Below are 12,894 nucleotides of genomic sequence, written 5' to 3'. Positions count from 1 at the left end.
AAAACGCCCGCTCAGGCGGGCGCTGGAAAGTGGCGATAGTCTACCGGGTTCATAATGAATTACTACTGCCAGTTGTTACAACGGGTTATTCGCTCATTGCTTCGCGCCAGAGTTTCTCCACGATACGCTGAGCAAGCAGCGCCTGTTCGCCGGAGGTTTCAGGAACCGTCTGATTTTGCACGCATTCGATAAAATGCCGGGCGCAGCCGGTGAATCCTCGTTGCTCAAGGGTGGTCTGCCAGCCGGGGACCGGACGCTGGATCACGCCGCGCCCCCGCTCCTCCTGCCACTCCCGCATATCACGGACTTCATATAATCCACCGTCGGTTACCGCCTGCACCCACTCCCGCTGGCTTCCAGCGCGGCGGTGCATACTGGTGGTCATTTGGATCATCCCGCAGCTGAAATGATGTTCAGCATAAAGCATTTCACCCTGGGCCGTCGTGAGCAGCGTACCGCCGTTTAAACGGGCTTTATCGCCCGCCAGCCATAGCGCGGTGTCGACGACATGCAGATAGTCATCCAGCAGCGTAAAGCGCAGATCGTGGCCCACGCTGTCGCTACGGTGTTTATCCATCCGCAGCGAAGCCGCGTTACCGAGCTGAGTTTTAAGTTCGCGATAGAGAGGGGAGAAGCGGCGATTAAATCCGACCATAAGAGTAAGATGGCGGCGGGCCGCCAGCTCAACCAACGTCTCCGCATCGCTAAGCTTGTCGGCCAGCGGTTTATCAACGCAGACATGAACTCCGGCATTGAGTAACCGACTAACCACTTCATAATGTGAAACCGTTGAAGTATGGACGAATACAGCATCACACTGCGCCGCCAGCTGTTCCAGAGTATCCGCATAGGGGATACGCCACGTTTCACAGATGCGCAGCGCTTTCTCTTTTCCCGGCGACCACGCCGCCTGTAGCGTCCAGCCATCCGCTGCTCCCAGCACCGGCAGCCAGGCCTTTTGCGCAATGCTACCTAAACCAACGACGCCGATGCGTAGTTTCGCCGACATGCTTAATCTCCTGAATGAGGCAGCAGTGAATCCAGACGCGCTTTAAGTTCAGCGACGTCCGCTTCCAGCGCCTCAACGCGGGCCTGGAGATCGTCACCCGCCGGCGAAACGGCTTCAACGGCGGTAATCAGCGAATCCATATCATCGCAGAACAGGTGCATATAGCGGCTTTCACGCTTCCCGGGTTCCCGCGGCAGACGCGCAACATAGGGGCCGTCGTCTCGCGTAGCCAAATTTTCGAGGACGCTTTCCACCTCTGCCATATCGCTGAATTCATGCATTCTCTGCGCCCGCCCGCGCAGTTCTCCGGGCGTCTGCGCCCCGCGCAGCAGCAATGTGGTAATAATTGCCACTTCCGCTGGAGTTAATTTCAGGTCGCCAAATTCAGAGTTGCAGAAGCGCTGTTCATATTTGGTCACCCGATTGCCGAAACCGCTTACCGTACGCAAAAAATGACGCTTAACTAACGTATCGAGGAGCTCCTGCACGTCATTTTCGCTGAGCGACATCACCGGTTCACGGTTCGTTTTCTGATTACAGGCGGTCACCACCGCGTTGACCGACAGGGGGTACTGCTCCGGCGTGGTGACCTGCTTTTCCAGCAGACAGCCAATGACTCGCGCCTCATGCGCGGTTAACTGATATTTCATGATGTCTCCTTAGCGACCCGGGGTCCAGTCCGGTGTCGTCAACGCCGTCAGTACGTGATCGCGCCACTGCCCATCAATGAGCAGGTAATCTTTGGCGTAACCCTCTTTTTCAAAACCCAGACGCGCCAGCAAATCGCCGCTACGCTGATTATGCGGCATATAGTTTGCCATTATGCGATGGATATGTTGCGTGCGCTGCATATAGCGAATTGCCGACGTCAGCGCTTCAAACATTAGCCCCTGCCCTTGCCATTTCTCTCCGATAGAGTAACCGAGATAGCAGGCATGAAACGATCCGCGCACCACGTTCGAAAAATTCGCCACGCCGATAATCTCTTTTTCTTCGGGGTCCAGCAGCGCAAAATAGAATGCCGAACCCTGCTTGTGAAACTCCGAAATCATCGATAAACGCGCCTGCCAGCCGGAAGGATAACAGTGGCTGTCGTCGCGCACTGGTTCCCAGGGTTTTAAGAACCCTTTATTTTCCGCGTAGTAATCGGCCAGACGCCAGGCGTCACGATCGTGTACCAGCCGCACCACCAGCCGATCCGTCGTCAAACGCACCTTCGGTACGTTACTGCGATAGCCAAACATTCCCCTCTCCTGTTCCCCTGACGCAATACTTGCTGACTTTACTATACCTGTCCTGCAGGGATGTGTGAAAACAGCAACATACCATTTTCTGCACCATCTCTGCTTTTCGATGAATAGCCTCTATCGTTCTTGCATTTTGATAAAAAAATATTGTCGCGAGTTAGCTGGGAAAATAGCCATTAACCCCGCAAAATATCAGAGCTTATTCTTATTTTTCCCGGGAGGGGAAATGTCCCGCGTATCGCAGGCAAGGAGCCTGGGTAAATATTTCCTGTTAGTTGATAACATGCTGGTCGTACTCGGCTTTTTCGTCGTGTTCCCGCTCATCTCTATTCGCTTTGTCGATCAGATGGGGTGGGCCGCGCTAATGGTCGGCATTGCGCTCGGGCTGCGTCAACTGGTGCAGCAAGGTTTAGGGATATTCGGCGGTGCGATTGCCGACCGTTTTGGCGCCAAACCGATGATCGTCACCGGCATGCTGATGCGAGCTGCCGGTTTCGCCGCGATGGCCGTCGCCCATGAACCATGGGTCCTGTGGTTATCCTGCATACTCTCCGGTCTCGGCGGCACGCTGTTCGATCCCCCGCGGGCGGCGTTGGTGGTTAAGCTGGTTCGCCCACACCAGCGCGGGCGTTTCTTCTCCATTCTGATGATGCAGGACAGCGCCGGGGCGGTGATCGGCGCGCTGCTGGGTAGCTGGCTGCTGCAGTATGATTTTCGTCTGGTGTGCAGCGCTGGAGCGGCCCTGTTTATCGCCTGCGCGGCGTTCAATGCCTGGTATCTCCCGGCCTGGAAGCTGTCAACGGTTAAAACGCCGGTTCGTGAAGGGCTGGGCCGCGTGCTGCGTGACAAACGATTTGTCACCTACGTCTTGACGCTAACCGGATATTACATGCTGGCAGTACAGGTCATGTTAATGCTGCCGATTATGGTTAACGATATTGCGGGTTCTCCGGCGGCGGTAAAATGGATGTATGCCATCGAAGCCACCATTTCACTGACGCTGCTTTATCCGATTGCCCGCTGGAGTGAAAAACGGTTTCGCCTTGAGCATCGGCTGATGGCCGGACTGCTGATTATGACGCTGGCAATGATGCCGATTGGCCTGAGCAGCAATCTGCAGCAGCTGTTTACGCTGATCTGCGTGTTTTATATCGGGTCCATCATCGCCGAGCCTGCGCGCGAGACGCTTGGCGCTTCGCTGGCGGATGCCAGAGCGCGCGGCAGCTATATGGGCTTTAGCCGTCTGGGATTAGCCTTCGGCGGCGCTTTCGGCTACGCAGGCGGCGGCTGGCTGTTCGATGCCGGTAAGGCCACGGGTCAGCCGGAGCTGCCGTGGCTGATGCTGGGCGCGATCGGTCTTGCGACGTTTGTTGCTCTGTGGTGGCAGTTCAGTCCAAAACGTTCAACGTCCGGTATGCTCGAGCCGCGCACCTGATTTGCCGGACCGTCGTTTCTCCTCCATACTGAATTGAGGAAGTTCAGCAACAATGGAGGAGAAACGTGAAGTTATATATCTACGATCACTGCCCGTTCTGCCTGAAAGCCCGCATGATTTTCGGCCTGAAAAATATCCCTGTCGAACTGATCACGCTCCTGAACGATGATGAATCAACCCCAACCCGCATGATCGGCCAGAAAATGGCGCCCATCCTGCAAAAAGACGATAGTCGCTATATGCCAGAAAGCATGGATATCGTGCACTATGTCGATAAACTTGATGGAAAACCGCTACTGACCGGAGCGCGTAACCCGGCTATTGAAACCTGGCTGCGCAAGGTCAACGTCTACGCGAATCGTCTGTTGATCCCGCGTTTCGCCAAATCCGCATTTGATGAATTCTCAACCCCAGAGGCGCGCGCTTATTTTGTGAATAAGAAGGAAGCGGCTATTGGTAGCTTTGCCGATCACCTCGCCCATTCTACCGGTCTGGTTAAGAACATCAGCGACGATCTGCGCGCGTTGGATAAACTTATCGTCCAGCCAAACGCCGTCAACGGAGAGCTGTCTGAAGATGATATTCATCTCTTCCCACTCCTGCGGAATCTGACGCTGGTTGCCGGGGTGAACTGGCCGAGCCGCGTGGCCGCCTATCGCGACAATATGGCTAAACAGACGCAAATCAATCTGCTTTCCTCAATGGCTATTTAAGCTCAGGGCAGCGGAAGGTAGTGTCCTTCGCTGCCTCCCCCCGCTTTTTAAGTCTTTTCCGCTAGCACCTCCTGCGCTGGCGGGTCATGCTGCTTTGTGTCAGGATGAACCCATGGCATGACATTAAGGAATCCAATGAAAAAGATGTTTATCGCGGCCGCGCTTATCGTCAGCGGCCTGCTGAGCGGCTGTAATCAGCTTACGCAATATTCCGTGAGTGAGCAGGAGATCAACCAGGCGCTGCAGAAACGTAACCACTTCGCCAAGGATATTGGCCTGCCCGGCGTTGCGGATGCTCATATTGAACTACAAAACCTGACCAGCGCGATTGGTCGTGAAGAACCCAATAAAGTGACGCTAAGCGGCGTAGCTAATTTAGATCTGAATTCACTATTCGGGAACCAGAAAGCGACCATTGACCTGAAGCTAAAAGCGCTGCCGACCTTCAACAAAGAGAAAGGCGCCATTTTCCTGCAGGAGATGGAGGTGGTGGACGCAAAGGTTCAACCTGAAAAACTGCAATCCGTGGTACAGACGCTCATTCCTTACCTGAATCAGTCGCTGCGTAGCTACTTCAATCAGCAGCCTGCCTACGTCCTGCGCGAAGACGCCAGCGCGGGCGAAGCGTTGGCGAAAAAGTATGCTAAAGGGATTGAGGTTAAGCCGGGTGAGATTATTATCCCGTTCACTAACTAACGGTTCGGGCGCAGAAGCGCCCGTTTTTTTACGGAAGTTGATGCAAAGGAAAACGTTTACGCTTATCCTTAGTGCCCGGCAAAAACAGCCCTGATGACTGACCCTATTTAGCCGGAGCCTTCCATGACAGCACAATCCCAGGTATTGAAAATCCGCCGCCCTGACGACTGGCATATCCATCTGCGCGATGACGATATGTTAAAAACCGTCGTGCCTTACACCAGTGAGTTTTATGGCCGGGCGATCGTGATGCCGAATCTGGTACCCCCTGTCACCACCGTCGAAGCCGCCCTTGCCTATCGCCAGCGCATCATAGCGGCAATTCCGGCGGGCCACGATTTTACGCCGCTGATGACCTGCTATCTGACGGATACGCTCGACCCTGCTGAGCTGGAACGCGGATTCAACGAGGGCGTTTTCACCGCCGCCAAACTTTATCCGGCCAATGCCACCACCAACTCCAGCCACGGCGTCACCAGCACTGATGCAATCATGCCGGTACTGGAGCGCATGGAAAAGCTGGGAATGCCCCTGCTGGTGCACGGTGAGGTCACTCACGCGGACATCGATATTTTTGACAGAGAAGCGCGGTTCATTGAAACCGTCATGGAGCCGCTGCGTCGGCGCCTGCCGGGTCTGAAAGTGGTGTTCGAACACATCACCACCAAAGATGCCGCTGAATACGTACGCGACGGCAATGAGCTGCTGGCGGCGACCATCACCCCGCAGCACCTGATGTTTAACCGCAATCATATGCTGGTTGGCGGCGTGCGTCCCCATCTATATTGCCTGCCGATCCTTAAACGCAATATTCACCAGCAGGCGCTGCGCGAACTGGTGGCCAGCGGTTTTGACCGCGCCTTCCTCGGTACTGATTCCGCTCCGCATGCCCGCCATCGTAAGGAAGCCAGCTGCGGATGTGCAGGCTGTTTTAACGCCCCGACCGCCCTGGGCAGCTACGCAACGGTGTTCGAGGAGATGAACGCCCTGCAGCACTTTGAAGCCTTTTGTTCGCTTAACGGCCCTCGCTTCTATGGTCTGCCGGTCAATGAAGGCTACGTTGAGCTGGTGCGCGAAGAGAGCCTGGTGGTAGAGAGTATCGCTCTGCCTGGCGACGCGCTGGTGCCGTTCCTGGCAGGAGAAACCGTGCGCTGGAGCATGAAGAAATAAATACCTCTCCCCCTGTTGTAAATGCGACAACCATACTGTATAAATAAACAGTACATTACACAGGGGGCAATTATGCGTATTGAAGTCTCTATCGCCAAATCGACAGCCTTACCCAACGGCGCTTTAGATGCGCTGAACAATGAACTCTCCCGCCGTATCGAACAGCAGTTCCCCTCGACGTCAAGCCAGGTGACGGTTCGCTACGCGGCTAATAACAATCTGTCGGTTATCGGCGGCCTGAAAGAAGACAAAGACCGGATTAGCGAAATCCTGCAAGAAACCTGGGAAAGCGCTGACGACTGGTTTGTCCGCGACTAATCAATTAAATTTGCTCCCTCATTGTGCAACTTTTTGCCGGGTCGCCCCGGCTTTTTTATTTTTTTGATACTCAGACTTCCCCCTATTGCTTTTGCTTAGCGCCTTCAAAAATAACGTATAACTGAATTGTGTTTGCGTAAAAAAACAGCAATCAGCAACGTATGTATCTCTTTTTCATTTAATTTCTCGAGTTTATTCTTGACTGCTGATATAATTAACTTGCTTCAAAAAACACGCATTAAACCTCGAGAACTGTTGTCTTTTAACATATGAATAAGGGGTTATGATGGAAAAGAATAATGAAGTCATCCAGACCCATCCCCTCGTTGGATGGGACATCAGCACCGTAGATAGTTACGATGCGCTGATGTTGCGCCTGCACTACCAAAACCCCGCTCAAGAAAGCAGTAGAGACGCAGAGATTGGCCAGACGCTATGGCTAACGACGGACGTCGCACGTCAGTTTATTTCTATTCTGGAAGCAGGTATTGCGAAGATTGAATCAGGCGAATACCAGGAAAATGAGTATCGAAGGCATTAAGATTTAGCAAAAATGTCTTAATATTCACCTCACAGGCACCTTCGGGTGCCTGAACTATTTTCGGGCTTGTATATCAGCAGGTTGTTAATTACCCTGCTAATAAAGCAATAACCCGGAACTCACCATGCAATACGATCTTATCATTATCGGTAGCGGCTCCGTCGGCGCTGCCGCAGGCTATTATGCTCGCCAGGCAGGACTTAACGTACTGATGATTGATGCCTATCAGCCTCCGCATCAGGAAGGTAGCCATCACGGCAGCACCCGTCTGATACGTCATGCTTACGGCGAAGGCGAAAGATACGTCCCTCTGGTACTACGCGCGCAGAAGCTATGGGATGAGTTTGCCGCCGCCAGTGGGGAAGCCGTTTTTGAGCGTACAGGGGTGATTAACCTCGGGCCTGCCGACTCCGACTTTCTGCGCAACGTGGCCAGTAGCGCGCGCGAGTTCCAGCTCAATATTGAAGAAATGGATGCGCAGACAGTGATGACTCGCTGGCCGGAAATTCGTATTCCTGACGATTACCGGGCGATATTTGAACCCGCATCCGGGATACTGCGCAGCGAACTGGCCGTTGAAACCTGGATCCGTCTGGCACGCGAAGCGGGAGCCGCGCAATTGTTCAACTGCCCGGTTTCTGCTATTCACCACCAACCGAACGGCGTAACCGTTGAGACGCTGGACGGCGAGTACAGCGGCAAAAAACTCCTTGTCAGCGCCGGTACCTGGGTTACGCGTCTGTTGCCAGAACTCCCTGTCCAACCGGTACGTAAAATTTTCGCCTGGTTTCAGGCCGATGGTCGCTACAGCAGCAAAAATAACTTCCCGGCGTTTACCGGCGAGTTAGCCAATGGCGATCAGTTTTACGGTTTCCCGGCAGAAGATAACGAATTAAAAATCGGTAAGCATAACGGCGGGCAGCTTATTTCCACTCCGGAGGAGCGCAAGCCGTTTGGCTCTGTTGCAACCGACGGTTCAGAATCTTTTAGCTTCTTGCGTAACGTGTTGCCCGGTATCGGCGGCTGCCTGCACGGCGCATCCTGCACCTATGACAATACTGCTGACGAAGACTTTATTATTGATATGCTACCCGGCCAGCCGGATACGCTGCTGATCACCGGCCTGAGCGGTCACGGCTTTAAATTTGCTCCGGTTTTAGGCGAACTGGCCACACGGTTCGCGCTTGAAGAACCCTTTGGATTTGATCTATCTGCGTTTTCACTGGCGCGGTTTAATAAATAACTGCCCAACGTCACAACTACGCTAAAGAAACGGCCTCGTTTGAGGCCGTTAATAACTGAGAGAGATGATGCGTCGCCTGTTTGAATTACTGGTTAACAACGTCCGCGAACATTTTATGATCTACCTGGCGCTGTGGCTGCTGCTGGCGTTTATCGATCTTATCTGGTTATGGTTTTTCTGACGGCTCAGGATCGGGGATCCCCAGCTTAGTATTCAGACGACCGCGGGATTTATTAAAGATCTTATTGCCATTTTCCCGTCCGGCACGCAGTTTTCTCTGCTCCTCTTCCGGCAGCTTATGTTCTTCCATGCAGGCTTCGCTACAGCAGCCGGCGAATTTCTCCGCGCAGGAAGGACACTGGATAAACAGCAGATGGCAACCATCATTCAGGCAATTGGTGTGGCTATCGCACGGAGCGCCGCACTGATGGCAATGGGCGATAACGTCATCTGAGATACGCTCCCCCATCCGCTCATCGAAGACAAAGTTTTTACCGACAAAGCGTACCGGCAGCCCCTGCTCGCGGGCGCGTCTCGCATACTCGATAATCCCGCCCTCAATATGCGAGACTTTAGTAAATCCGTTGTGCTTCATCCAGGCGCTGGCTTTTTCACAACGGATACCGCCGGTGCAGTACATCACGATATTCTTATCTTTATGTTCCTGCATCATCTCCACGGCTTTTGGTAGCTGGTCGCGAAAAGTATCCGCCGGGATCTCCAGTGCGTTCTCGAAATGGCCAACCTCATACTCGTAGTGATTGCGCATATCAATAAAGACCGCATTGGGATCGTCCAGCATCGCGTTAACCTCTGCGGCTTTCAGATAATCCCCCACGTCCGTGGCATCAAATGTCGGATCGTCAATTCCATCCGCCACGATCCGATCGCGAACCTTGAGGCGCAGAACCCAAAATGATTTACCGTCATCGTCCAGAGCGATATTCAGGCGGAGCCCATTGAGGGCGGGGTCAAAACCGTATAAGAATTCGCGCAGCGCATCGACCCGGCTTTGCGGGACGCTGATTTGCGCGTTAATCCCTTCATGAGCCAGGTAAATTCGGCCAAAGACATTAAGCTTAGTCAGCGCAATCCACAGCGCATCGCGCGTGGCTTTTGGGTCAATAATAGAGAAATATTTATAAAACGAGATCGTCGTGCGCGGCTCGGTTTCAGCCAACATTTGCGCTTTTAACGTCTCATTTGAAATGCGGTTATGTAACACTGGCATGGTGTACCTGCTCGGCATAGTCAATGAGTAAAATAAACGGCGGGCATCATATAGCAAACACGCTTAATTTACATCCCTACATTTTGCGCTACATTTTTCTCACCCATATTTGCTTGCATTAACATTAAATGCCATCTGAGGCCGGTATTTTGGCTGAGGCATAAAAAAATGCGATAATAGAACACGTTGCTTAATTAAACAGGTATGAGATGACCCATTTACCTAAATTTTCCGCAGCGTTGCTGCACCCGCGTTACTGGTTGCTTTGGTTAGGAATCGGCCTGCTGTGGTTGGTAGTTCAGCTGCCTTATCCGCTGATTTATCGCCTCGGTACTGGTCTTGGCCGTATCGCCATGCGGCTAATGAAGCGCCGGGCCAAAATAGCCCATCGCAATCTGGAGCTCTGTTTTCCTGATAAAAGCGAGCAAGAGCGTCACCGGATGGTCGTGGCAAACTTTGAATCCGTCGGTATGGGGCTGATGGAAACCGGTATGGCCTGGTTCTGGCCGACGAAGCGTATTGCGCGCTGGACGGACTCCATCGGCGTAGAGCATATCCGCGATGTACAGGCGCAAAAGCGCGGCATTTTGCTTATTGGCATTCATTTTCTGACCCTGGAAATGGGCGCCCGCATGTTCGGCATCAATGAGCCGGGTATCGGGGTTTATCGCCCTAATGATAACCCGGTTATCGACTGGCTACAGACCTGGGGGCGGCTGCGCTCCAACAAAGACATGATCGATCGTAAAGATCTCAAGGGTATGATCCGCGCATTGAAAAAGGGAGAAGTGATCTGGTACGCGCCGGACCACGACTATGGCCCCGCCGCCAGCGTGTTTGTGCCGTTTTTCGCCGTTGACCAGGCCGCGACGACCTCCGGCACCTGGATGCTGGCAAAGATGTCAAAAGCCTGCATCGTCCCCTTCGTTCCGCGCCGTAAACCCGACGGTAAAGGTTATGAGCTGATCATCCTGCCGCCAGAGTGCGATCCGCCGCTGGACGATGCGGAGACGACCGCTCTGTGGATGAATAAAGTTGTTGAGAAATGCATATTAATGGCGCCGGAGCAGTATATGTGGATGCACCGCCGCTTTAAAACGCGTCCGGAAGGCGTTCCTTCTCGTTATTAAATCTTTTCCATTTTCCGCCTGGTTATCCCGCATCTGAACACGGATGCGGGATATGTCGCCTTGTTTAGTCCCCTCCTTTAGCTTTAAAAGCTCTCCTGCATTGCGGCAGTCATTTCTCAGGCGCATAATTAGCATGCTCATATTTTCAATTATTTGACCTGCGCTGCAGGCCAGTGGAATCCTATGTCGTCTGCTGATACCCCTATTAACTGGAAACGTAATCTCACCGTCACCTGGCTCGGCTGCTTTTTAACCGGGGCGGCCTTTAGCCTGGTGATGCCATTTCTCCCTTTGTACGTTGAACAGCTCGGCGTCACCGGCCACAGTGCCCTGAATATGTGGTCAGGGCTGGTTTTCAGCATTACCTTTTTATTTTCAGCCGTAGCTTCTCCCTTCTGGGGCGGACTCGCGGACCGCAAAGGGCGCAAAATAATGCTGCTGCGCTCAGCCCTCGGTATGGCTATCGTCATGCTGCTCATGGGGCTGGCGCAGAATATCTGGCAATTTCTGATCCTGCGCGCGCTGTTAGGCCTGCTCGGCGGATTTATTCCCAACGCCAATGCGCTGATCGCAACGCAAATCCCCCGCCATAAGAGCGGCTGGGCGCTGGGGACCCTCTCTACGGGGGCCGTTAGCGGCGCGCTGCTGGGGCCGCTGGCTGGCGGCTTCCTGGCCGACCACTGGGGGTTACGCACCGTCTTCTTTATGACAGCAAGCGTACTGTTTATTTGTTTCTTATTTACCCTGTTTCTCATCCGCGAGAATTTTGTTGCGGTCAGCAAAAAAGAGATGCTCAGCGCGAAAGACGTCTTTTCGTCGCTTAAAAGTCCAAAGCTGGTGCTGAGCCTGTTTGTAACATCACTGATTATCCAGGTCGCTACCGGTTCCATCGCTCCGATTCTGACGCTTTACGTGCGCGATCTTGCCGGCAACGTAAGTAATATTGCGTTTATCAGCGGTATGATAGCTTCAGTCCCCGGCATTGCCGCCCTGCTTAGCGCCCCTCGCCTCGGGAAGCTCGGCGATCGTATTGGTCCGGAGAAGATCCTGATCGTCGCGCTGGTGATTTCAGTCCTGCTCCTGATTCCTATGTCGTTCGTCCAGACGCCGCTGCAATTGGGGATCCTGCGCTTCCTGCTAGGCGCCGCTGACGGCGCGCTGCTGCCGGCGGTACAGACGCTGCTGGTGTATAACTCGACCAGCCAAATCTCGGGCAGAATATTCAGCTATAACCAGTCGTTTCGCGATATCGGTAACGTCACTGGACCGCTGATCGGCGCGTCGGTTTCCGCCAACTACGGTTTTCGGGCGGTCTTTCTGGTGACCGCATTTGTGGTGCTGTTTAACGCGGTTTACTCAACTCTGACCCTTGGCCGCGTTCGTCGTCAGCGGGCTACGGACAATCCGGGTTCCGGCAATCATTCGGTAAATTAATGCTCCCTCCTTGACGCATTGCCAACCGCCTTCTATAGATTGAATCGTATTCATTTCTATTCTTCTTAGGAGGTTAGCCATGCCAAAGGATTCGATGTTCTATGCCACGCTCGAAGAAGCAATCGATGCAGCCCGCGAGGAGTTTCTGGCTAATAATCCGGACAGCGACGAAGAAAGCGCCAGCATTGAGCAGTTAAATATCCAGAAGTACGTGCTTCAGGACGGTGATATTGCCTGGCAGGCAGAATTTTTTGCCGACGAAGATCAGCAGGGAGAATGCCTGCCCGTACTCAGCGGCCAGGCTGCGCAAAGCGTCTTTGACGGTGATTATGATGAGATTGAGCTGCGCCAGGAGTGGCTGGAAGAGAACACGCTGCATGAATGGGATGAAGGTGAATTTCAGCTTGAACCCTCGCTCGATACCGAAGAGGGCCAGGCTGCGGCCGATGAATGGGATGAACGCTAATTAGTTGTAGGGGCCATGGCTGGCATCAAGCGGCAGCAGAAGCGTATCGAACACCAGCGAAAAGGGCAGATCGAGGATCGTGATATAGCGCCATGAGGAATCACGAACATCCCATTGCACGCCGGGATAGTACTGATTTCCATAGCCCTGCCCTGGCACCGTGCGACTGATAATACTCCCGCAGCCGCTCAGCAGCAGCGTCATTACGATAACCAGCAAAACTCTCATCAACAACCTCTATTCTCAGGTCAAAAAAATACC

Annotated in this window: 16 protein-coding genes; 11 read left to right on the top strand and 5 right to left on the bottom strand. The window is 53.4% G+C overall.

The genetic code is table 11. The features are described 5' to 3' along the window. Positions 1-85: 85 nt before the first annotated feature. The 3 genes from K2184_RS21385 to rimJ are packed head-to-tail and all read right to left on the bottom strand — an operon-like array spanning position 86 to position 2,253. Positions 86-1,009 (bottom strand): Gfo/Idh/MocA family protein, encoded by a 924-nt coding sequence (locus tag K2184_RS21385; protein WP_163525358.1) that lies wholly within the window; start codon positions 1,007-1,009, stop codon positions 86-88. Positions 1,010-1,011: 2 nt separating this feature from the next. Then, positions 1,012-1,659, bottom strand: a complete 648-nt coding sequence (locus K2184_RS21380) for a YceH family protein (protein WP_004101051.1) — start codon at positions 1,657-1,659, stop codon at positions 1,012-1,014. Between the two features lie 9 nt (positions 1,660-1,668). Beyond that, complete coding sequence (gene rimJ, locus K2184_RS21375; protein WP_004101049.1) at positions 1,669-2,253, bottom strand: ribosomal protein S5-alanine N-acetyltransferase; 585 nt, start codon at positions 2,251-2,253, stop codon at positions 1,669-1,671. A gap of 229 nt (positions 2,254-2,482) precedes the next feature. On the opposite strand from rimJ, the gene mdtH reads away from it, so the two are divergent. The 8 genes from mdtH to K2184_RS21335 all read left to right on the top strand — a co-directional run bounded on the left by mdtH (position 2,483) and on the right by K2184_RS21335 (position 8,553). After that, positions 2,483-3,691, top strand: a complete 1,209-nt coding sequence (gene mdtH, locus K2184_RS21370) for a multidrug efflux MFS transporter MdtH (protein ID WP_004112151.1) — start codon at positions 2,483-2,485, stop codon at positions 3,689-3,691. Between the two features lie 65 nt (positions 3,692-3,756). Continuing rightward, positions 3,757-4,404, top strand: coding sequence for a glutaredoxin 2 (gene grxB, locus K2184_RS21365; protein WP_004101046.1), 648 nt, complete (start codon positions 3,757-3,759; stop codon positions 4,402-4,404). Between the two features lie 135 nt (positions 4,405-4,539). Further along, on the top strand, positions 4,540-5,100 hold the full coding sequence (locus tag K2184_RS21360; RefSeq protein ID WP_004101044.1) for a lipoprotein: 561 nt from the start codon (positions 4,540-4,542) through the stop codon (positions 5,098-5,100). 123 nt (positions 5,101-5,223) lie between these two features. Continuing rightward, entirely contained in the window at positions 5,224-6,270 is a 1,047-nt protein-coding gene (pyrC, locus tag K2184_RS21355) for a dihydroorotase (protein WP_023329493.1), read from the top strand. Between the two features lie 72 nt (positions 6,271-6,342). Continuing rightward, positions 6,343-6,588 (top strand): DNA damage-inducible protein I, encoded by a 246-nt coding sequence (gene dinI, locus K2184_RS21350; protein WP_004101040.1) that lies wholly within the window; start codon positions 6,343-6,345, stop codon positions 6,586-6,588. Positions 6,589-6,874: 286 nt separating this feature from the next. Then, positions 6,875-7,129 carry a biofilm formation regulator BssS gene (gene bssS / locus K2184_RS21345; protein ID WP_004101039.1) on the top strand — a complete coding sequence of 85 codons (255 nt, stop codon included), beginning with the start codon at positions 6,875-6,877 and terminating at the stop codon, positions 7,127-7,129. A 124-nt stretch (positions 7,130-7,253) separates the two neighbouring features. After that, entirely contained in the window at positions 7,254-8,372 is a 1,119-nt protein-coding gene (gene solA / locus K2184_RS21340; RefSeq protein ID WP_108703963.1) for an N-methyl-L-tryptophan oxidase, read from the top strand. A gap of 67 nt (positions 8,373-8,439) precedes the next feature. Next, on the top strand, positions 8,440-8,553 hold the full coding sequence (locus K2184_RS21335) for a YceO family protein (RefSeq protein ID WP_004101037.1): 114 nt from the start codon (positions 8,440-8,442) through the stop codon (positions 8,551-8,553). Here the strand turns inward: K2184_RS21335 and trhO are convergent. Beyond that, entirely contained in the window at positions 8,539-9,603 is a 1,065-nt protein-coding gene (trhO, locus tag K2184_RS21330) for an oxygen-dependent tRNA uridine(34) hydroxylase TrhO (protein ID WP_004101035.1), read from the bottom strand. The two genes, K2184_RS21335 and trhO, sit on opposite strands and share 15 nt — an antisense overlap. A gap of 209 nt (positions 9,604-9,812) precedes the next feature. Between trhO and K2184_RS21325 the strand changes: the two genes are divergently transcribed. The 3 genes from K2184_RS21325 to K2184_RS21315 all read left to right on the top strand — a co-directional run bounded on the left by K2184_RS21325 (position 9,813) and on the right by K2184_RS21315 (position 12,633). Beyond that, positions 9,813-10,733, top strand: a complete 921-nt coding sequence (locus tag K2184_RS21325; RefSeq protein WP_004101033.1) for a Kdo(2)-lipid IV(A) acyltransferase — start codon at positions 9,813-9,815, stop codon at positions 10,731-10,733. Between the two features lie 183 nt (positions 10,734-10,916). Next, the gene (gene mdtG / locus K2184_RS21320) at positions 10,917-12,167 is read left to right on the top strand and encodes a multidrug efflux MFS transporter MdtG (protein ID WP_004101031.1); all 1,251 of its coding nucleotides are present in this window, start codon (positions 10,917-10,919) and stop codon (positions 12,165-12,167) included. A gap of 79 nt (positions 12,168-12,246) precedes the next feature. Beyond that, positions 12,247-12,633, top strand: coding sequence for a MysB family protein (locus K2184_RS21315; RefSeq protein ID WP_004101030.1), 387 nt, complete (start codon positions 12,247-12,249; stop codon positions 12,631-12,633). Here the strand turns inward: K2184_RS21315 and K2184_RS21310 are convergent, their stop codons facing one another. Continuing rightward, the gene (locus tag K2184_RS21310; protein WP_163525356.1) at positions 12,634-12,861 is read right to left on the bottom strand and encodes a YceK/YidQ family lipoprotein; all 228 of its coding nucleotides are present in this window, start codon (positions 12,859-12,861) and stop codon (positions 12,634-12,636) included. Positions 12,862-12,894: the final 33 nt, after the last annotated feature.

Origin of the sequence: Klebsiella sp. K5-306 (assembly GCF_051835185.1) — a bacterium.
Taxonomy (GTDB): domain Bacteria; phylum Pseudomonadota; class Gammaproteobacteria; order Enterobacterales; family Enterobacteriaceae; genus Klebsiella; species Klebsiella oxytoca.
This window is presented reverse-complemented; position numbering and strand designations above follow the sequence as displayed.